This is a genomic window from Ureibacillus massiliensis 4400831 = CIP 108448 = CCUG 49529, from assembly GCF_000772965.1.
Lineage (GTDB): Bacteria > Bacillota > Bacilli > Bacillales_A > Planococcaceae > Ureibacillus > Ureibacillus massiliensis.
Map to the genome: position 1 here is coordinate 69,696 of NZ_JPVQ01000013.1, position 22,016 is coordinate 91,711.

At 36.8% G+C, this 22,016-nt stretch carries 21 protein-coding genes; 20 read left to right on the plus strand and 1 reads right to left on the minus strand.

Annotated elements, in window-relative coordinates; all coding sequences use genetic code 11:
• Window positions 1-9: 9 nt before the first annotated feature.
• The 12 genes from garD to CD30_RS09000 all read left to right on the plus strand — a co-directional run bounded on the left by garD (window position 10) and on the right by CD30_RS09000 (window position 13,324).
• Window positions 10-1,527: a galactarate dehydratase gene (gene garD / locus CD30_RS08945; RefSeq protein WP_036175511.1), complete on the plus strand. Its 1,518-nt coding sequence runs from the start codon at window positions 10-12 to the stop codon at window positions 1,525-1,527.
• A 43-nt stretch (window positions 1,528-1,570) separates the two neighbouring features.
• A complete protein-coding gene (gene kdgD, locus CD30_RS08950; protein ID WP_036175626.1) occupies window positions 1,571-2,497 on the plus strand; it encodes a 5-dehydro-4-deoxyglucarate dehydratase in 927 nt (308 codons plus the stop codon).
• On the plus strand, window positions 2,498-3,931 hold the full coding sequence (gene gucD, locus CD30_RS08955) for an alpha-ketoglutaric semialdehyde dehydrogenase GucD (protein WP_036175514.1): 1,434 nt from the start codon (window positions 2,498-2,500) through the stop codon (window positions 3,929-3,931).
• A gap of 12 nt (window positions 3,932-3,943) precedes the next feature.
• A complete protein-coding gene (locus tag CD30_RS08960) occupies window positions 3,944-5,263 on the plus strand; it encodes an MFS transporter (protein WP_036175517.1) in 1,320 nt (439 codons plus the stop codon).
• A 1-nt stretch (window position 5,264) separates the two neighbouring features.
• Complete coding sequence (locus CD30_RS08965; protein WP_036175519.1) at window positions 5,265-6,611, plus strand: enolase C-terminal domain-like protein; 1,347 nt, start codon at window positions 5,265-5,267, stop codon at window positions 6,609-6,611.
• Between the two features lie 85 nt (window positions 6,612-6,696).
• Window positions 6,697-7,395 carry a FadR/GntR family transcriptional regulator gene (locus CD30_RS08970; RefSeq protein ID WP_036175521.1) on the plus strand — a complete coding sequence of 233 codons (699 nt, stop codon included), beginning with the start codon at window positions 6,697-6,699 and terminating at the stop codon, window positions 7,393-7,395.
• Between the two features lie 53 nt (window positions 7,396-7,448).
• Window positions 7,449-8,414: a hydroxyacid dehydrogenase gene (locus CD30_RS08975; protein ID WP_036175523.1), complete on the plus strand. Its 966-nt coding sequence runs from the start codon at window positions 7,449-7,451 to the stop codon at window positions 8,412-8,414.
• A gap of 3 nt (window positions 8,415-8,417) precedes the next feature.
• Window positions 8,418-9,494, plus strand: coding sequence for an Ldh family oxidoreductase (locus tag CD30_RS08980; protein WP_036175525.1), 1,077 nt, complete (start codon window positions 8,418-8,420; stop codon window positions 9,492-9,494).
• The gene (locus CD30_RS08985; protein WP_036175527.1) at window positions 9,494-10,561 is read left to right on the plus strand and encodes an Ldh family oxidoreductase; all 1,068 of its coding nucleotides are present in this window, start codon (window positions 9,494-9,496) and stop codon (window positions 10,559-10,561) included. The genes CD30_RS08980 and CD30_RS08985 overlap by 1 nt, the downstream gene beginning before the upstream one ends.
• 54 nt (window positions 10,562-10,615) lie before the next feature.
• Entirely contained in the window at window positions 10,616-10,810 is a 195-nt protein-coding gene (locus CD30_RS20315) for a hypothetical protein (RefSeq protein ID WP_036175529.1), read from the plus strand.
• A 664-nt stretch (window positions 10,811-11,474) separates the two neighbouring features.
• Window positions 11,475-12,830, plus strand: coding sequence for a PepSY-associated TM helix domain-containing protein (locus CD30_RS08995; protein ID WP_036175532.1), 1,356 nt, complete (start codon window positions 11,475-11,477; stop codon window positions 12,828-12,830).
• Between the two features lie 26 nt (window positions 12,831-12,856).
• Window positions 12,857-13,324, plus strand: coding sequence for a FixH family protein (locus tag CD30_RS09000; protein ID WP_036175535.1), 468 nt, complete (start codon window positions 12,857-12,859; stop codon window positions 13,322-13,324).
• 50 nt (window positions 13,325-13,374) lie between these two features.
• On the opposite strand, the gene CD30_RS09005 is transcribed toward CD30_RS09000, so the two are convergent.
• Window positions 13,375-14,367, minus strand: coding sequence for a lipoate--protein ligase (locus tag CD30_RS09005; protein WP_036175539.1), 993 nt, complete (start codon window positions 14,365-14,367; stop codon window positions 13,375-13,377).
• Window positions 14,368-14,605: 238 nt separating this feature from the next.
• Here CD30_RS09005 and CD30_RS09010 point away from each other — a divergent pair, with 238 nt between their 5' ends.
• The 8 genes from CD30_RS09010 (at window position 14,606) to CD30_RS09045 (ending at window position 21,868) form a co-directional block, all read left to right on the plus strand.
• On the plus strand, window positions 14,606-15,574 hold the full coding sequence (locus CD30_RS09010) for a calcium/sodium antiporter (RefSeq protein WP_036175542.1): 969 nt from the start codon (window positions 14,606-14,608) through the stop codon (window positions 15,572-15,574).
• An 83-nt stretch (window positions 15,575-15,657) separates the two neighbouring features.
• Window positions 15,658-15,966: a hypothetical protein gene (locus tag CD30_RS09015; RefSeq protein ID WP_036175545.1), complete on the plus strand. Its 309-nt coding sequence runs from the start codon at window positions 15,658-15,660 to the stop codon at window positions 15,964-15,966.
• A 140-nt stretch (window positions 15,967-16,106) separates the two neighbouring features.
• Entirely contained in the window at window positions 16,107-16,727 is a 621-nt protein-coding gene (locus CD30_RS09020) for a lysozyme inhibitor LprI family protein (protein WP_036175548.1), read from the plus strand.
• A 312-nt stretch (window positions 16,728-17,039) separates the two neighbouring features.
• Complete coding sequence (locus tag CD30_RS09025) at window positions 17,040-17,822, plus strand: ABC transporter ATP-binding protein (protein WP_036175551.1); 783 nt, start codon at window positions 17,040-17,042, stop codon at window positions 17,820-17,822.
• 4 nt (window positions 17,823-17,826) lie between these two features.
• Complete coding sequence (locus CD30_RS09030; protein WP_036175554.1) at window positions 17,827-18,633, plus strand: ABC transporter permease; 807 nt, start codon at window positions 17,827-17,829, stop codon at window positions 18,631-18,633.
• Window positions 18,633-19,505 carry an ABC transporter permease gene (locus CD30_RS09035; protein WP_084077760.1) on the plus strand — a complete coding sequence of 291 codons (873 nt, stop codon included), beginning with the start codon at window positions 18,633-18,635 and terminating at the stop codon, window positions 19,503-19,505. The genes CD30_RS09030 and CD30_RS09035 overlap by 1 nt, the downstream gene beginning before the upstream one ends.
• A gap of 119 nt (window positions 19,506-19,624) precedes the next feature.
• Window positions 19,625-20,668, plus strand: a complete 1,044-nt coding sequence (locus CD30_RS09040; protein ID WP_235802034.1) for an ABC transporter substrate-binding protein — start codon at window positions 19,625-19,627, stop codon at window positions 20,666-20,668.
• A 297-nt stretch (window positions 20,669-20,965) separates the two neighbouring features.
• Window positions 20,966-21,868, plus strand: coding sequence for a PucR family transcriptional regulator (locus CD30_RS09045; protein ID WP_036175557.1), 903 nt, complete (start codon window positions 20,966-20,968; stop codon window positions 21,866-21,868).
• Window positions 21,869-22,016: the final 148 nt, after the last annotated feature.

Consider the following 22,016-nt stretch of genomic DNA (forward strand, 5'->3'; position numbering starts at 1 on the left):
GGGATAAAAATGGGAGTAAGTACAAAACCGCTTTATATAAAAGTCCATCCAGATGATAATTCAGCAATAGTTGTCAATGAAGGAGGAGTCGAAGCAGGATCTAAGTTTGATTCTGGTGTTGAAGCAATTGAAAAGATTCCTCAAGGCCATAAAATTTCACTCGAAACGATTGAAGAAGGCGGTATTATTCGCCGCTATGGAGAAATTATTGGTTATGCAGTGAAACGAATCGAGAAGGGGAGCTGGATCCGGGAGTCAATGTTGACATTACCAACGCCTCCTTCCCTTGAAAGCTTAAGCATTAGTACCAATGTAAATGATGTGAAAGTGGAGCAAACAAATCGTACTTTTAAAGGATTTAAAAATAGCAATGGTACTGTCGGGACAAAAAATATCTTAGGAATTACAACAAGTGTACAATGTGTTGTCGGTGTCTTAGATTTTGCAGTGCAAAAAATTAAAACCGAACTATTGCCTTTATATCCGAATGTAGATGATGTTGTTGCATTAAAGCATGCATACGGATGTGGCGTCGCAATTCAAGCAGATGATGCAGAAATCCCAATCAGAACGATTACAAACCTATCAACACATCCGAACTTCGGTGGAGAAGTAATGGTTGTTGGCTTAGGCTGTGAAAAATTACAAGCATCCGTCATTACAAATGATGCAAGTAGTATATTGCTCCTTCAAGAAAAAACTGGTTTTCAAAATATGGTGGAAGATATTTTGAAAATGGCAGATGAAAAACTGAAAAAATTAAATGCACGTAAGCGAGAAGACTGTCCAATTAGTGAGCTTGTGATTGGTGTTCAATGCGGTGGAAGTGATGCTTTTTCAGGGGTTACAGCTAATCCAGCTGTCGGTTATGCTTCAGATTTATTGGTAAAAGCAGGTGCGACTGTACTATTTTCTGAAGTAACAGAAGTTCGAGATGCCATTCATCTTCTGACACCTAGGGCTATTAATGAAGAAGTAGGAACGGGATTAATACGTGAGATGAAGTGGTATGATCACTATTTATCTAAAGGAAATGCCGATCGCAGCGCCAATCCATCTCCAGGGAATAAAAGAGGTGGACTTTCAAATATTGTAGAAAAGGCGTTAGGTTCAATTGTGAAATCTGGAACATCGCCAATCGTGGATGTTCTTGCTCCTGGAGAAAAGGTTCGGAAAAAAGGGCTAGTATTTGCAGCTACACCTGCAAGTGATTTCGTCTGTGGAACACTTCAAGCGGCATCAGGTATTCATTTGCAAGTTTTTACAACAGGAAGGGGTACACCGTATAACTTACCTGTCGTACCAGTTATAAAAGTTTCAACTCGTAGCTCTTTAAAGAGAGAATGGCATGACTTAATCGATTTAGATGCTGGAACCATTGCAACAGGTGAAGAAACGTTAGAAGAGGTTGGGCAAAGACTCTTTGAATCAATCATTCGTGTTGCAAGTGGTGAAGAAGAAACGTGGGGAGATAAATGGGGTATCACAAATGATATTACATTATTCAATCCCGCTCCTATTACGTGAAGCTTTGTCTTACAATATTACAAATGGAAAAGGTGGAATAAACATGACAGTTGAAAGAACAGTTCCGAGAGGGATTCTAGGTTTTCCAGTAACACCTATGAATGAGGACTTATCTATAAATTATGATAGTTATCAAAAGAATATTGAGTTTTTAATCGAAAATGGATTAAATTCAGTGTTTATTGCATGTGGAGCGGGAGAGTTCCATGCGATAAATGATGAAGAGTATGAACAACTCATTATTAAAGCAAAAGAAGTTGTGCAAAACCGTGTACCAATCTATACAGGTGTGGGTGGCAAAATAACAGAAGCATTAAAACAAGCAGAATTATCAGCAAAACACGGAATTGATGGATACTTAATTTTACCACCGTATTTAATCACTCCTTCACAAGATGGTATTTATTCATATTTGAAAACAATTATCGAAAGTACGCAGCTAAATGCAATCGTATATCAAAGAGATAACTGTGTTATGACGCTAGACACATTAAAAAAATTAGCTGAAATTCCTCAACTAGTAGGTTTTAAAGATGGCATAGGGAATATCGAAACAAATGTTGAGTTTACACAAGCTTTGGGAGATCGTTTGGCGTGGATTAATGGTATGCCGTTAGCAGAGGTGACAATGCCAACTTATTTAAATATCGGCTTTGATACTTATTCATCAGCCATTTCAAACTATATTCCATTTGCATCACGTCAGTACTTCGATGCTCTTTTAAGTGGTGATCAAGAAAAGGTAAAACAACTCTATGAGGATATTATTCTTCCTATTCACAATATTAGAAAACAAAAGCAAGGCTATGCAGTGTCACTGATTAAAGCGGGAATGAATATTGTTGGCTTACCAGTAGAAACGCATGTCCGTCCGCCTATTGCGCCAGTCGAGCAAAATCATTACAACGCTTTAGCAGACATTATTAAACTAGCAAAAGAAAAATATGCAGAAGTATCAGGAGGGAAATAAATGTCGATTTACAACAACTACATTAATGGTGAATGGGTTCCGTCTGAAACGGGTCAATTATTTGAAAGTAAAAATCCCGCTAACGTTAATGAAGTAGTGGGAGTCGTTCAAAAGTCGAATGAAAATGATGTAAACAAAGCATTTGAAAGTGCAAAAGAAGCGCAAAAGAAATGGGCTCGTTTATCGGGCCCTGCTCGTGGGGAGCTTTTGCTTAAGGCATCAAATATTTTAGAATCTCGACTAGACGATATTGCGCTAACGATGACGAAAGAAATGGGTAAAACTTTACCGGAAGCAAAAGGTGAAACAGCGCGCGGAGTGGCTATTTTACGATATTACGCCGGTGAAGGTTCACGTTCTATTGGCGATAACATTCCGTCTTCTGATGCAGATGCATTAATGATTACAACACGAGTACCACTTGGTGTAGTAGGTGTTATTACTCCTTGGAACTTCCCGGTTGCTATTCCGATTTGGAAAATGGCGCCAGCTTTAGTTTATGGAAATACCGTTGTATTAAAACCAGCTATTGAAACGGCTGTTACTGCTGCGAAAGTGGTGGAGTGTTTCCATGAAGCAGGTTTCCCACCAGGAGTTATCAATTTAATTACAGGTTCTGGTGCCGTAATTGGTGATGCGATGGTTGAAAATGAGCATATTAATGCAGTTACATTCACAGGGTCGAACACAGTTGGTAAACATATTGGACGAAAAGCCTTTGATCGTGGTGTGAAATATCAGCTTGAAATGGGCGGGAAAAATCCTGTCATTGTTGCAGATGATGCTGATTTGAAATTAGCTGTGGAGGCTACGATAAGCGGCGGATTACGTTCAACTGGTCAAAAATGTACAGCAACTAGTCGAGTGATTGTACATGAAGCAGTTTATAGCCAATTCAAAGAACTATTACTTGAAGAAGTTGCGAAAATTACAGTAGGCGATGGTGCTGAAAGTAATATTTGGATGGGTCCATGTGCTAATGAAAGCCAACTAAATACCGTTCTTTCTTATATTGAAATTGGTAAAGAAGAAGGGGCAACGTTGTTATACGGTGGAAACAAAGTAGAAAAAGGTGGTTATTTTGTAGAGCCAACTGTATTCGAAGGTGTCTTGCCAACAATGCGTATAGCACGTGAAGAAATATTCGGACCAGTATTAGCCTTAATGAAGGTTTCCTCAATGGAAGAAGCAATTACACTTGCAAATGATTCGGATTTCGGTTTAAGTGCTTCTATTTTCACAACAAATATTCAAAAAATGCTCGAGTTCATTCGTGAAATGGATGCAGGACTAATTCGCATAAATTCAGAAAGTGCAGGAGTAGAATTACAAGCACCGTTTGGTGGTATGAAACAATCCAGCTCTCATTCTCGTGAACAAGGGCGAGCGGCGATCGAATTCTTTACATCTATTAAAACAGTATTTGTGAAGTAGAATGGATTGCTTATGGAAACAATAAAACGAACGCACATCCGCTTTACCATATTGCCTATCATTTTATTTATTACTGTTTTGAGCTTTGCGGACAGGACCGCTATTTCCATTGCTGGTGATGCGATAAGCAATGATTTCGGGATCAATCATATTACGTTAGGCTATATTTTTTCGGCATTTGGATGGACGTACGCACTTGCGCAAATTCCCGGAGGCATGCTTGTTGATAAATTTGGTCCGAAAAAGATTTACACACTATTAACTTTTAGTTGGTCTATCCTTCTAATAATTCATTCTGTCATAGACCTAGTACCAGCATTTATCATGGTGAGCGTGTTTATTGTACTCAGGGCGATGGTTGGAGTCATAAGTGCACCAATGTTTCCGATAAACTCACGAGTAGTAGCGGAGTGGTTTCCGTCAAAAGAAAGGGCGATGGCAACATCCGTTTATACATCTGCACAATATTTATCAGTGATTATTTTCGCACCGTTAATCGGTGTACTGTCTACTACTATTGGATGGCAGTATGTATTTTTAATAATCGGCTGTATGATGCTCATTTTGTCATTTGTATGGATGGGATATTTTGATTTGCCCAATCAACATCGTTTTATAAATGAAAGTGAGAAAAATTATATCCAAGGTAATTTGGATAAATCACCAAACAAGCAACGAGAAAAGGTTGTTTTTGATCAAAATCCGATTATCCAATTATTAAAAAATCGAATGACTCTAGGTATTTACTTAGGACAATATTGCTCAGCTGTAACGAGTTATTTTTTCATGACGTGGTTTCCTGTTTTCTTAATTTTAGAAAAAGGGCTAACTGTAGCTGAAGCAGGCTTTTATACCATCTTTCCAGCCATTGGAGGTTTTTTCGGGTCACTAATGGGTGGGATCATTTCGGATAAGTTTGTACAAAGAGGATATTCCCTTACTTTTTCAAGAAAGTTTCCAATTATATTAGGACTATTCATTTCATCTACTATATTTTTTACAATATATATAGATTCAGTAATTTTAGTAGTAATGATGATGACAGCGGTTTTGTGGGGTAGAGGGTTTAGTGGACTTGGATGGACCTTAATTACAGAAACCGTACCGAAAAGTTTAATTGGCATTAATAGTGGCATATTCAATACCTTTTCAAACATGGCAGGAATCACAGCACCAATTGGCATAGGGATTTTAGTGGAATGGACAAATTCCTTCTTCTGGCCATTAGTGTTTGTAAGTATACATTGTTTGCTTGCCATTGTTGCATATGTGTGGATCGTTAGTGATTTAAAAGAACTAAAATTTAATTATCACGTTGTGGAGGAAAAATAAAATGCATGTTACGCAATCAAAGATAGCAGTTCCCATGATTAAGAACATGACTGTCTATCCTGTGGCAGGTTACGATAGTATGTTATTAAACTTAAGCGGTGCTCATAGTCCATTTTTTACTCGCAACATTGTCATTATTGAGGATAGCAACGGAAATGGAGGAGTAGGAGAGGTTCCTGGTGGAAGTGAAATTACTCAAACATTAGAAGAGGCAAAAGAACTAATAGTAAATCAAAAGCTAGGAAGCTATAAATCAATCTTAACATCGATACGAAATAAGTTTTCCTTCAAGGATGCAAGTGGCCGTGGACTTCAAACCTTTGATCTTAGAACGACGATCCACGTTGTAACAGCAGTTGAGGCAGCATTACTCGATTTATTAGGGAAACATTTAAACGTACCGGTATGTGATTTGTTAGGTGAAGGAAAGCAGCGTTCAAGTGTAAAAATGCTTGGTTATTTGTTTTATGTAGGAGATCGTAATAAAACGGATTTACCATATTTAACAGGAGAAGGTGCAGAGGATGATTGGACTTATTTACGTCATCAGGAAGCACTGACACCAGAATCTATTGTAAAACTAGCAGAAGCTGCGTATGAACGATATGGATTTGAAGATTTTAAATTAAAAGGTGGCGTCCTTCAACCAGAAGAAGAGATGGATGCGATTGAAGCGCTAGCAAAGCGATTCCCAAAAGCTAGAATTACACTTGATCCAAATGGTGGATGGACACTAGAGCAAGCCATTGAGGCAATGTCAAAAAGAGGCCATTTGTTAGCATATGCAGAAGATCCTTGCGGTGCTGAAGGGAGCTATTCATCTCGTGAAATTATGGCAGAGTTTAAACGACGCACTGGCATAAAAACTGCAACAAATATGGTTGCAACAGACTGGCGTCAATTTGGTCATGCACATTCATTGCAATCGGTTGATATTCCATTAGCTGATCCGCATTTTTGGACAATGGAAGGCTCTGTAAAAGTTGCACAGCTATGTCATGAATGGGGATATACATGGGGCTCGCACTCTAATAACCATTTTGATATTTCGCTCGCAATGTTTACCCATGTTGCAGCAGCTGCACCAGGAGAAATTACAGCTCTTGATACACACTGGATTTGGCAAGATGGACAGCAGCTTACAAAGAATCCGTTCCAAATTGTTAATGGGGAAGTGCAAGTACCTACAGCTCCAGGGTTAGGTGTAGAAATTGATTTAGAAAAAGTGAAACTAGCAAATCAATTGTATATCGAAAATAATTTAGGTGCGCGTGACGATAGTATTGCAATGCAATATTTAATTCCAAATTGGAAATTTGATAATAAAAAACCATGTCTTGTTCGATAAAAGTGTAACAATACTATTGTCTTAGATGTAATGATACTATTGTCTTAATAAATATGAAAAATTAGAGTCATGAGCAGGTGGATAAATGGATAATAAATTTTTAGCTGATGGAATAAATAAATCGACACTGTCCCAGCAAGTTCTTGATCATATAGTGAATTTACTCATGTCTGGTCAGTTGAAAACAGGTGATCGACTGCCTTCTGAATTTGAATTGATGGAAATGCTTCATGTAAGTAGACCTGTATTAAGAGAAGCATTAAGTTCTCTTGAAACTTTAGAGATTATCAAAAGAAAGCCTCGAGAGGGTACATTTATTAATGATAAAATTAGCAGTTCTCCTTTTAAAGCGATGCTTGCATTATCGATCAATGACATACCTTCAGTAATTGAGGCGAGAATCGTTTTAGAATTAGGCCTTGTTACTATGGCAGCAGAAAAAATAAATGATGATGGCCTTCAACGCATAAAGAAAACGATCGATTTGATCGCTGCAAATCCAAATACAGATTATGGATACCTCGATCAAGAATTTCATCGAATAATCGCTGAATCAGTAAATAATCAGGTCGTAGAAGGAATGATTGTTGCACTATTGATCGCTCATAAAAAGACGGATAGCTTAATTACACATCGTGATCCAGAAATTACTATTGAACATCATTTGGCGATTTATTTAGCTTTGAAACGAAGAGATCCAGCAGCTGCATATCATGCGATGTATCATCATTTATCCTTTGTTCGATCAAAAATTTTGTCAAGAAACGAATTACAGTCACCATGATAAAGGGGAGATATTTTTTATCTCTTCTTTTATTTTAAAAAGGATGTGGGGAAATGGAAAAGTTTAAGGTGTTAATTCCTTTACCAGTTTCTCAGGAAGCGTTAGATATTTTTGAACAACATCAATGTACCGTCATCTCATTATCCAATGATTTTGAGGAGGAAATTGAAAAATATATAGAAGATGTAGACGCAGTGCTACTTCGGACGACAAATTTTAAACAACCGCTAATTGATAAAGCGAAAAAACTAAAAATCATTGCAAGACATGGGGTTGGTTTTGATCAAATTGATGTAGATTATGCCATTTCAAAAGGAATAAAAGTGTGCTACGCGCCACTTTCTAATATTAATTCAGTGGCAGAGCATACGGTCATGCTAATGATGACATTGGCAAAACGTGTAAATGAAGGGCAAAATGCAGTCAGATCAAATCAATTTAATAAACGAAATGGAATGTTAGGCATTGAGTTGAAAAACAAAACATTAGGTTTAATCGGCTTAGGAAATATCGGAAAATTAGTTGCACAAAAATGCCACTTTGGTTTTGGTATGAACGTCATTGCATATGATCCGTACGTGAAAAATCTTGAAGAAGATTATATTCAACTTGTAGATTCGATGGAAACGTTATTAAATAGTGCAGACTTCATATCAATTCATGTACCGTACATGCCTTCAACTCATCATTTAATTAGCGAACAGCAACTAGCATTGATGAAGCCTAACGCATATCTCATCAATGCGGCACGAGGAGGCATTATCGATGAGCAAGCTGTTATTAATGCCATTCAAGATGGCAGAATAGCTGGGGCTGCATTGGATGTTTTTGAAGGGGAACCTTTTGATATTAATGAAAAATGGTATTCCATAGAGCAAGCTGTGCTAACACCGCACGTAGCAGCATTAACAATTGATGCAATGAAAGATATGGCTATCGTAACAGCTACACAAATTGTCGACGTGAAAAATGGTAAAGAGCCATCCTTTTGCCTAAATGATCAAGCGGTGAGGAGGTAATATATGGGGAAACTACTCATTCAGCAAGACACATTAAGAAAGCTTTGTACTGAAATTTTAGCAAAACGATTGGACCGTTCCGAGGCGGAAATAATAGCAGATTCCTACGTTTTCGCGGATTTATATGGTGTTCATTCCCACGGTGTTATTAAATTAAAAGCTAGTCTAGAACGTTTGAATAACAAGCTTATTGAAGATAAAACTGCTATTCAAGTAGAACGCGACACGAAAGCGGTTGCCCTTATCAATGCAAATAATGGTTGGGGTCAAGTTGCATCAGTTCATGCAATGGATCTTTGTATCGAAAAGAGTAAGACTTTTAATTCAAGCTTTGTCGGTGTAAAAAACTCAAACCATTTTGGAGTCGGAAGGTATTATACAATGCGGGCAGCTCGCGAAGGGATGATAGGCTTTGCTTTCACAAATGCTTCAAACTATATGGTTCCCTTCGGAGCTAAAACACCGAGTATAGGAGCAAATGCATTAAGTATAAGTGTGCCGACGAAAAATGATTTTATTATTACCCTTGATATGTCGACAAGTAATGTAGCAAGAGGGAAAATTGCAATCGCTGAGCGGGATGGAAAGCCTATTCCAGAAGGATGGGCAATTACAGTAGATGGAAAAAATACAACTGATCCAGTAGAAGCGATGAAAGGCTATTTATTGCCTCTTGGTCCAAAGGGTTCAGGTTTAGCAATCATCCTGGATATTCTTTCAGGAATACTAACGGGGTCTAATTTTGGTGCCAATATTCCTTCCCAATTTGAAGGTGACGAACCACAAAAACTAGGTCATCTCTTTGGTGCTTTAAAGATTGATAGCTTCATGGATATAAACAAATTTTATGATCGATTAGAGGTCAAAATTGATGAGACGATTACGACAAAGCCATTAAAAGGATTTGATCGCGTCCTTATGCCAGGGCAACAGTCGTATGAAACTTATCAAAAATATAGTGAGCAAGGAATCCCGGTTGATAAGGCAGTTTTAGATGAATTAATTTTACTAGCGAAATCCTATAAGGTTGACACATTGTTTATTGAAGAGCTGGTTTCAACTATAGGAGGTGAGTCCTAATGGATAAAATCGTAATTGATAAGGATGTATTATCTTCCCTTTGCGTTGACATTTTTTCTTGTAAAGTACCACATGAAGAAGCGGAAATTATTGTTGAAAACTTAATAGAGGCGAACTTATCCGGTGTTTCCTCCCATGGTGTAACAAAAGTGTTTGATTATTTAACGAGACAAGAAAAGGATTTAGTTGCCCCTTCCACAGAAATTACTGTAGAGCAAGATCAAATGACTACATTTACTTGGAATGCAAATAATGGATGGGGACAGGTAGCTGGTAAAAAGGCAATGCAAGAGTGTATCGATCGTGCAAAAACATTTGGTGTTAGCTTTGGTGCTGTCAATCATTCAAACCATTTCGGAATTGCTTCATTCTATTCAAAAATGGCAGCACAACAAGGAATGATTGGTTTTTCCTTTACAAATGCTTCCAATATAATGGTTCCTTATGGAGGAAGTACGCCTTCTTTAGGTACAAATCCAGTATGTATCAGTGTACCAACAGGAACAGATGCCATTCTAACACTTGATATGTCAACAGGTGTAACAGCAAGGGGACGAATTACTTTAGCACAAAAGCTAAATCAAAAAATACCTAAAAGCTGGGCCATTACTATAGATGGAAATGAAACTACAGACCCAACTGAAGCATTAAAGGGCTATATTTTACCAATGGGTGCAAAAGGCTCTGGTTTAGCAATCATCGTAGATATATTAACGGGTGTATTAACAGGCTCAAACTTTGGGAAAGGTGTACCACGTCAGTATGAAGAAGATATCCCGCAAAATTTAGGTCATTTCTTTGGCGTAATCGATATTTCAAAGTTTATCGATTTAGAAGAATTTTATGAAAATATGAAAGACCGCATCGATCAAATTGTAAATTCTGAACCTATGGATGGCTTTGATCGCGTCATGTTCCCTGGACAAATGGAATATGAAAAAAAGCGTGAACAGCTTCAAAACGGAATTGAGTTAGATAAAGAAATTTATGTAGAACTTCTTACATTAGCGAAGAAGTATAACTTAAATGTGGAGCAGTATGAAGAAGTTTTAAAAAGCATAAGTTAGAACATAGTTAACACTTCCAATTCGACGGGAACGCGAATTGGGGGTGTTTTTTATATGTGGTGGATGAATGGGATGGGGGGTGCGGGAACAACGAGAAGCTCTGAGATAATAGACAAACCGAGCAAGATAATAGAAGAAAGTCATAGGATAATAGACAAGCCTCAAATAATAGACAACCCCCGCTGGATAATAGACAAATCGAGCAAGATAATAGACAAAAATCATGGGATAATAGACAAAACCCAATAGATAATAGACAAGCCCCAAATAATAGACAACCCCCGCTGGATAATAGACAAATCGAGCAAGATAATAGACAAAAATCATGGGATAATAGACAAAACCCAATAGATAATAGACAAGCCCCAAATAATAGACAACCCCCGCTGGATAATAGACAAATCGAGCAAGATAATAGACAAAAATCATGGGATAATAGACAAAACCCAATAGATAATAGACAAGCCCCAAATAATAGACAACCCCCGCTGGATAATAGACAAATCGAGCAAGATAATAGACAAAAATCATGGGATAATAGACAAAACCCAATAGATAATAGACAAGCTCCAAATAATAGACAACCCCCGCAGGATAATAGACAATCCGAGCAAGATAATAGACAAAAAATCATGGGATAATAGACAAAACCCAATAGATAATAGACAAGCCCCAAATAATAGACAACCCCCGCTGGATAATAGACAAACCGAGCAAGATAATAGACAAAAAATCATGGGATAATAGACAAAACCCAATAGATAATAGACGACGTTAGTGCCCTAGTAACAATCGCAAAAGAAATCAGAATAAACAATCTCCATAAAAATTGCAAATCAACCGAAAATTTCATTCTTAATTCACAATTATTTATTATAATTGCCTAGCACAATAGAAAAAGGAGAGTATGTAGTTGACGAATAATGAAAAAAATAGAAAGTCTAGTGGTGCGTTATATAAAACAATTTGGCGATGGCATTTTTATGCAGGTTTAATCATTGCGCCATTTTTAGTAATTTTAGCAATTACGGGTGCTATTTATTTATTTCAACCACAGATAGAACAACAACTGTATCAAGACTATTATGAAGTTACACCGACAGGAGAGAGGGTTTCCGCTGATCAGCAAATAGCAACAGTGAAAGAACACTATCCAAAAGCGTTGGTAACAAGTTATCGTCCTGGGGAGACAGAGACGCGTTCAAGTGAAGTAGGGATTAATTTAGATGGCGTATCATATACGGTTTTTATGGATCCGTATACTGGCAATGAAATCGGACAATTAAATGATAGTGATCGAATCATGGACAGGATTGAAGAAATCCATGGTGAATTAATGATTGGTACTATAGGTGATCGTATTGTGGAGCTCGTAACTTGCTGGGCAATCGTACTAATTATTACAGGTCTCTACCTATGGTTTCCTCGAAAAAATAAGGGAATGGCTGGTGTCTTACTCCCGCGTTTTAATAAGGGACAAAGAATTTTACGAAGAGATTTGCATGCTGTACCTGCATTTTGGGTGACAGCAGGGATGCTATTTCTAATTATGACAGGGTTACCATGGTCAGGATTTTGGGGAACAAACTTCCAAAATATCGTGACAAATACAGGTGTAGGATATCCACCATCTGTTTGGACAGGAAGTGCTCCTGAATCAATTACTAAAACAAAAGAAATTGCTGATGTTCCATGGGCTGCTGAAAACTTAGATGTACCAGAATCAACTATTCAGGATTATAAAGTCTTATCCATTGATAACTTGATGCAAATCGCAGAGAGGGAAGGTATTGATCCTAGCTATACTATTTACATTCCTCAAACAAAAGAGGGTGTTTATACATTTTCTGCTTTTCCAGCTAAGGCAGAGGATGAAGTAACAATGCACATTGACCAATACTCTGGTGCAGTATTAGCAGATTATCGTTACGATAACTATCAGTTTGTTGGAAAAATGATTGCATGGGGTATTACCTTACATAAGGGGACACAATTTGGGATAGTGAATCAGCTAATAGGGTTACTTATTTGTATTGGAATTGTATTAACATCAATCAGTGGATTTTATTTATGGCTGAAGCGGAAGCCGAGTAAAAAACTTGGTGCACCAACGGCTCCTAGTGTCAAAACGATGAAAGGATTTTTATTGATTTTAATTATATTGGGCATACTCTTCCCGCTCGTAGGCTTATCACTCATCGTCGTATGGTTGCTTGATTGGCTGCTTATCCAACGTATACCTGCTATGAAGCAATTCTTTAATGCCTAACTACATGGAGAGAAGGGAGTAATCCAATGAAAATTATACAATCACTATTTATCGTTTTATTGACATGTATTTTAAGTGCTTGCACGGCAGATCCAAATGCAAGTCAGCTTTATAAGCAAGAAAAGCCCCTTGAAGCTGAGATTATACTACCAGAACCCTTTGAAGTGACAAACGCTGCAACTATTAAAGTAAACCTTACACAAGATGGGGAGAAAGTTGAAACTCCAGATTATGTTCACTTCGAAATTTGGAAGCGGGATGGGACGGTCAAATATGAGATGACTGAAGCTCATAATGATGGTAATGGACAGTTTAGCTTAACGAATAGCTTCGAAAGTGAAGGCCTTTACTATGTCCAAGTCCATGCGAGTAATGAAGGCTCGATTATAATGCCAACAAAACAGTTCATTGTCGGACATTTATCTGAAAGTGATAAACAGGCATTACAAGCAGATGCACCAGTTACTGGAGAGCATTCTGGAGGGCATCATTAATATAAACAAAAAAGTTGGTTCTCCTTCAGAAAAGGCAGAACCAACTTATTTTAATAAATCAATTTCAAGAAATCTTCTTTCGAAATACCACCAAAATAATGGGCAATATCGATATTGCCTAACTTCTCAGCAATGGCCTCACGACTATATGGAATACCAGTTAGTAATTCCTCAATTTCTGTTACTTCACCAACACCGAAAAAGTCTCCATAAATTTTAATTTCTTCGATATTTCCTTTATTCACTTCTAAGCGGATATCAATTCCACCTGAAGGGAATCTATGCGTTTTTTGAATATTAAAACGTGGTGATTTCCCATAGTTCCAATCCCATGTTTGATATCGATTACGAGAGATTTCGTGGATTTTTTCCCAATCTTTTTCGGTTAATTCATAATAATTAATTTTTTCTTCGCCACCGAAAATCGATTTTAAAATTTCAAGTCTAAATTGTTCAATAGTAATTTTTTCTTTTAGGAATGGTAAAATATTTGCTACACGGGAACGAACGGATTTTATTCCTTTTGATTCGATTTTGTCTTTCTTCACCTTCAAAGCGCTAACAACAGCATCTAGATTTAGGTCAAACATTAATGTGCCGTGGCTAAACATGCGTCCTTTTGTTGCATATTGCGCGTTACCCGATACTTTACGCCCTTCAGCTAATATATCATTGCGTCCGGAAAGCTCAGCTTGTACACCTAATTTTGCTAAAGCATCAACTACTGGTTGTGTGAATTTTTTATAGTTGTGGAAAGACTCTCCGTCGTCCTTTGTTATAAAACTAAAGTTTAAATTGCCTAAATCATGATATACAGCACCACCGCCAGATAAACGACGAACGACGATAATATCGTTTTCCTCTACATAATCGGTATTTATTTCTTCAATTGTATTTTGATTTCTTCCGATAATGATGGATGGTTGATTGATGTAGAACAGTAAATAGGAATCTTTTTCTACATCTAGATGTTTTAATAAGTACTCTTCGATGGCTAAGTTTATGCGCGGATCCGTAATTCCTTTGTTATCTATAAAATACATTAGTATCATCCTCTCAACTTTAATAAAACATATAAATACATTTAAAAGTATTTGCACCAAGATTATACCAAATTCACCATCATCATGTATCCTAAAGTAGTGAGCTTGGTTTATAGTCTTTTCCTTACAAATAAAAAGTTATAGATATAAAATTAACGTAAAGGATAGATATAGGACTAGTTCCATTAATTTATAAGAAGTAGTTGAAACGATTCGAAAGGGGAAGATATGTAAACGTATGATGTATCTACTACTGTTGGTTGGATTTGCATTATTAATTAAAGGAGCAGACTATTTTGTTCAAGGAGCATCCAATATTGCTACTTCATTACGGGTTTCACCACTGTTAATTGGTCTCACAATTGTAGCATTTGGAACGAGCGCACCTGAAGCGACTGTAAGTATTCTTGCGGCACTGCAAGGAAGTGCAGATGTAACTTTAGGAAATGTTTTGGGGAGCAATATTTTTAATATTACTTTAATAGTAGGGGTAACGGCATTTTTAAGCCCTTTAATGGTTGAAAGCTCAATCATTCGTAAAGAAATTCCATTTACTATGTTAGGAAGCGTTGTTCTTTTAGTGTTAATTAGCGATGTCGTACTAGATGGTTCATCTGATAACATCATAACCCGTAGTGATGGACTTGTTTTTTTGTTAATCTTTAGTGTTTTTATGTATTATATTTTCGAAGTAGCGAGAAATGATCGTTCGAATGCTGCTACTTCTGATATAGAAGACAACAAAGCGTCATCAAAAACTAACTGGGGCAAAGATATTATTTTCACTATCGGTGGACTATTAGCAATTATTTTTGGCGGTAACTTAGTAGTAACAAATGCTGTTGAAATTGCTTACTCATTTGGGATGAGTGAAACACTTGTAGGTTTGACGATCGTCGCAGTCGGAACGTCTCTTCCGGAGCTTGTTACTTCTGTAACAGCAGCGCTCAAAAAAGAAAGCGAAATTGCACTCGGCAACCTTGTTGGCAGTAATATTTTTAATATTTTATTCGTTGTTGGGGCATCTTCAGTAATATCTCCGCTTCCAGTGAATAACGATATTTTTACAGACTTGTTGATATTAATAATAATAACGCTAGCATTATTTATTTTTTCAAGATCAAATTATAGGATTTCAAGAGTCGAAGGGATTATCCTCGTTGCAGCCTATATCGTTTATTTAGTGTATATCATTGTAAGAGGGTAAGTATTATTGACAAATGAATCCTTTTTTCGATTCATTCGTATTAGATAGTAGAAGTATTTACCCATAAAGGAATGTGATGAAAAATGAAATGGTCTAGTTTTGCAAAAGGTATTACAGGAGCATTTGAAGCAATTTTGGCTATTCCGCTACTAGGTGGATTAATGGTCATATTAAGTGGATGGCAATTATTAACGATCGCATTAGTTCTCCATATCGTGACATTAGCTATTTCCATTGCTAATCGTACATCCTTTGCCCCAAGTGTATTAGGCATAATTACAAGTTTAATTGCATTCGTTCCAATCATCGGATGGATTCTCCATGTTGCTACAGCAATTACTCTTTTCATCAGTGCTTATTTGGATGCAAGACGCGCTTCATACTATCAATAAATTATAAAAGAGCTAGTGATTTTATCTAGCTCTTTTTCTATTTTTTAGGAAAAAAGAGATAGGATATTTATGTTAATATTAAGATGGATAAAGATTTGGATTACGAAAACAAATGCCCGGAATAGAAAGGTAGTCATTTTATGAAAAACAATCGTAAGTTTTTAATCGTGGGAATGTTAACGGTAGTGTTAGCATTAGCTGCGTGCACCGACTCAGTAGAAGAGTCAAGTGTTGCATTGGATAACGAGGTTCAAAATGATTCAAATACAAATTTGACAGATCGTGATAGTGCATCAAAAAATACAGATAGCATTGAAACGAATAATACTGATACATACGAGCAGCCAGATACGCAAAACATTGTCCCTAATGAGAAAGACAGTTCAAGTAATAATACTGAGAGCTTAAAAGCAGCATATGTTAAGAAATTAAACGATACGAAAATCGAAATGGAAGAAATGCGAAATAACCCAATAAGTTCAAGTACATACGCATTAAAAGAAATAGAAAACGAGATATATATTGTTTGGGACAGTTTGCTCAATGAAATTTATGGCGTATTGCAACAGCAACTTCCGAAAGAAGAAATGGACAAATTAAGAGAAGAACAGCGCGATTGGATCACTTACCGAGATAATAGCGCGCTTGAGGCATCTCAAAAATATAAAGGCGGTACACAAGAACATTTGGAATATGACATCGTTCGAAATGACCGAACAGAAGAAAGATGCTTTGAATTAGTGAAAAACTATATGAAATAAAAAGAAGCTCAGAGCGATGGTCTCTGAGCTTCTTACGTGGCTAGGGTTGGTTAGAAATTAAAGAAGGATTGTCTATTAACTACTCCGAATTGTCTATTATCTTCATGTGCTCCTCCCATCATCTTTATCCCCGAGAACCTTCATTCTTTTGTCACAATCAATTGCCCGTATGAAGAATTTTTTTACACTTTGTCTAATGTAACATCCCAACTTCCAGATATATAATGTGTTAATAATCATTACAAAAGAAGTAATTAAAACTGTCTTGAATTGTTAGAAATTTCTAACATCTTATATGAAAGGGGAGACTTTATGACATTGTTGAGAACAAAAACTCCTGAAATTGAGATTGATCATGTGAGTATGCGTTATCAAACGGGATCATCTGAAGTATTAGCCCTCAATGATGTGACCGTTGATATTCAAAAGGGTGAGTTTATTTCATTACTCGGACCATCTGGTTGTGGAAAAACAACTTTACTGCGGATTATGGCTGATTTGATTCAACCAACAAGCGGTAGTATTAAAATCTCAGGTTCTACCACAAAGGAAGCAAGATTAGCAAAAAAATATGGTATCGTTTTTCAAAATCCAGTTCTCTATGATTGGCGAAAAGTGAAGAAGAATATAACACTCCCACTTGAAATGATGAAAGTAAATAAAGAAGAACAAGAGGTGCGTGTGGATCGCTTATTAGAATTAGTAGGATTATCGGAATTCAAGGACAAATATCCTTGGCAATTAAGTGGGGGAATGCAGCAGCGTGTTGCGATAGCAAGAGCCCTTGCCATTGAGCCAGAAATACTACTAATGGATGAGCCTTTTTCAGCTTTGGACGAGTTTTCTCGAGAACGATTGAACGAAGAGCTTTTATCTATTTGGAGTAAAGTTGGAAGTACCGTCGTGTTTGTTACACATAGTATTCCAGAAGCAATTTTCTTATCAGACAGAGTATTTGTGTTGTCCCCGCACCCAGGTAGGTTATCAAAAGTAGTAGATATTCCGTTACCTCGCCCAAGAAGAGCCGAAATGCGAGAAAGTACAGAATTTTATCAATTAATAACGGATATAAGAAATAGCTTTGAAGGGGTGTAGACCTATGAATTTTCAAGGCATATTAAAACGTTCTGCACCGACTCTTATGTGGATAACTGGGTTGCTCGTAATATGGCAACTACTTTCGTGGATGCTACTAAATGTATTACAAGTCCCGCTCGCACAATCAAAACTTCCATATATTCATGAACTGCTCAAAACATTTACGGAATATAGCGGTACTCTTTTTTCTCAAGCTTTCGTAACGCTTAGAAGTGCTTCAATAGGATTTCTTGTCGGAACATTAGCAGGGATACTTTTAGCGATTCTTATGAGCTCTTCAAAATGGATTGAGCAGCTAGCATTTCCTTATGCAGTGGCATCTCAAATGATTCCCATTTTAGGTTTAGCACCAATTGTTTACGGAATTGTTCATGATGATGGGGTATCTCGAATAATCATTGCTGCATTTATGACCTTCTTCCCGGTAGCTTTAAATATGCTACGGGGATTACGAAGTGCAGATCCATCCGCCATTGAACTGATGCATTCATATGCAGCCAAGCCGTTGACAGTGTATTGGAAGCTCCGTTTCCCACAATCCTTACCAAGTCTATTTACAGGGCTAAAAATTGCAGCGCCATTAGCAGTAACAGGGGCAATTTTAGTGGAATTAATGGGAGCAACAGAGGGAATTGGTGTTATAATGCTGCGCAACCTTTATTATGGCACTTCACATGTTTATATGTTTTGGCTCACTGTCATTGTCGGAGCATTCCTGGGTTTCCTAAGTTATCTCATGATCAGTTTGATTGAACGGCTTGCAACACCGTGGCAACCAGAGTTTCGAAAGCCTGGAGGGAATAAATAATGCGTGGAAAAACCGTTGAAGATAACTGGTTAAGCCAATCGATAGGACAGAATGACTCAACTCAATCAATGAAAAGTAACTTCTCAAAGCAAAAGCAAAAAAGAAATAGAGGGAATATAACCAAGGTCCTTATCCCATTAGTAGCAGGAGTAGTATTTTTCATCCTATGGGAGATTCAATTTTTCCATACTATATTTCAATTAAAAACCTATCAGTTGCCATTGCCTTCAGTCATTATTGAAGCAATTAGGGAAAATTTTAATACATTAGTGAACTTTATGGGCTATACCTTCGCGGAAGCTTTCTTCGGTATGCTTATTGGATCGTCGCTTGGATTTCTCGTTGCGTTATTGGCAACCGCATCTCCAAAATGGGGGAAAGGCGGCTTAACTATAGTTGTAGCCTTAAATGCCGTACCGATTGTCGCGTTAGCCCCGATTATGAATCTATGGTTTGGAAATGAGATTGGTTCACGAATAGCCATTGTTACCGTCACCACTATGGCTGCAATGGCCCTTAATGCACATAAAGGAATGTCAAATGTAAACCCGTTATCATTGGATTTATTACATTCTTATGCAGCAAACAAAGTACAAGTTTTTCGTTATTTACGAATCGCAAACAGCTTACCTTATGTATTTACCGCTTTAAAAATAAACGCAACAGCGAGTATGATCGGTGCAATTGTTGGAGAATTTTTCTATGCTTCAAAAGGGTTAGGTTATCTCCTTTCAAATTCGATAAAAGTCGCCCAAATGCCTTTAGGATGGGCGTGTATCGTCATTGCATCTATTGTTGGTGTTGTGTTTTATTTAATCATCGAACTGTTAGAAAAAATCTTCATGAGATGGCATCCTTCTGAGAGAGCATAATTTCAAACTCCTTTATAAATTTTGAAATGGAGATTAATATTTTTTAGAATTTTATCGAACGGCTTATATAAACTTACAAAGCCGATAAAAAAGAAGCAATCATAAGAGGGGGAAAGCCAATGAATAGAAAAATGAATAAAACTTATCGTTCCTTGTTTGTAGCTTTGCTTGTATTGGTAACGATATTAGCAGGGTGTGGAAGCTCAGAAACTTCTGGAACATCCTCAGAAGGTGGATTAACACCTGTCACATTGCAATTAAAATGGGTACCTCAAGCACAATTTGCTGGATACTTTGTAGCATTAGAAAAAGGATATTACGAAGAAGAAGGACTTGATGTAACGATTGCTCCTGGTGGGCCAGACATTGTCCCAGAACAACAGGTTGCTAATGGTGCAGCCCAAATCGGTGTTGACTGGGTAGCAAGTTTATTACCACATCAAGAACAAGGTATGCCTTTAGTTCAAATTGCACAAATCTATCAAAATAGTGGATTGCAGCTTGTTTCGATGAAAGATTCGGGCATTGAAACGCCGGAAGATTTAGCAGGTAAAAACGTTGGAAACTGGATGGGTGGTAACGAATTTGAACTTTTAGCATTATTTGATAAATATGGTTTAGATCCAAACAGTGATTTTAACTTTGTGAAGCAAGCATTTACAATGGACCAATTTTTAACGGGTGAACTAGATGCTGCATCCGTTATGACCTATAACGAATATCATGTTGTTCTTGAATCAGGAGTACCCGCAAGTGACTTAAATATTATCGATATGAATGAAGAAGGCGTGGCAATGCTTGAAGATAACTTGTTCGCAAACTCTGAATGGCTTGAAGATAATAAAGAGGTGGCAGCAAAATTCGTTAAAGCGTCTATCAAAGGCTGGAAAGATGCAATTGAAAATCCAGAAGAAGCTGTCGACTTTGTAATGGCACAAGTAGAAGAAGGTAGTACAACTAGAGAACATCAATTAGTGATGATGGAGGAAGTTGCGAAGTTAGTGGTACCTGAAGGATTTGACCCTGCCAATATCGGTATAATCGATGCAGACATGTTCCAACAAACTGCTGATATTGCTCATCAATATGGCGTTATTAAAGAACCGGCAGACATCACAAAAGCCTATACTGACGAAATTATGGATATGGTGCTAGCCGAGTAGTTATAAAACGGAAGTCTTAAAAGGTAGAAATATCTTTTAAGATTTCTTTTTTTGCGCCTTGCTTTAAAATAGATAAAGTTCTCTTCTATCTAACAGGAGGTCAATATGTTAAGAGTTGAAACGCATGCTATGTGCAAATGCATAATAATTTTCATTGTTATGTCCATAGTCAGAAAAAATACTTATCCATTACAATGAACACATGATAATTAGTTAGCGAATAATTATTGTATTAAGATGATAAAAGTTCTTATGGTGAAAGGATTCGGGCATTCCATATTTGAGAGGATGAAGCTTATGGGATTCAATTCAACCTTGACTACCGAACGTATTGTGAAAGAAAGTGTAACTGAAAGAGAGCTCTATAAAGAGAATAACTGGGTAAATCATCTAATTAAAAATCAGCTTAATGATGAACTCCTACTACGTGCACAATTAGGAAACAAAGAATTTAAAACCTTAAATAATTTAAATAGCCAAGTATGTATCATTGAGATGGAATCTTTTAATAAAGAAAATTCATATGTAGGTAATAATTACCCAGATGCCGTCCATTATTCAAAAATTGTCAGGTCTGTCTTTGAACAACATTCATTTCGACCTTTTATGACCATGCAAAATCAACGTTTAGTTATACTCGCCTTCGATTTATTCCCCACAAAAACGAGAAAAGAACAACTTGCTAAAAAAGAAAAACTACAGCTAATTTCAAATCAAATAGATACAATTTTAAATCGAGACGAATGTGAGAAAATTCGGGTGTTTATGGGAGTGAGTTCATCATATAAGGGGTTTGAAAGCTCCTATTATAGCTATGATGAAGCTTCCAAAGCGATTTTTTTAAAATTTTTCTTTAAATCCTCTATTATATTTTATGACGATTTAGGTGCCTTTCAAATTTTGTTAAATTTGTATGAAAAAGAAATGTTACAATCTTATGTATTGCGACATCTTGGTCCTTTAATTGAAGAAGATCAGAAAAAAAACAGTGATTTATTGAAAACATTAAAAATTTACCTGGAAAGAAATGGTTCTAAGCAATCAGCAGCAGACGAGTTACATATCGTTAGACAATCCTTATATTATCGCCTCGAGAAAATTAAGGAATTACTAGGAGAGGACTTCATGGGGATACAAAATAGACTAGCCCTACAGCTCGCATTTCAAGCCTATGAGCTGCTGAAATTTGAAGCGAATTGAATGAGTTTCTAAAGAGTAATTCTTTTGAAACATATTATGAATACCCATCGTTTGAAAAGGTGGGTATTTTTTATTTATACCTATAAACTAGTAGCTTATTTAAATAGATTTATTCATTAATTTCTAGTAAAAAAGGAGGGGTGATCTA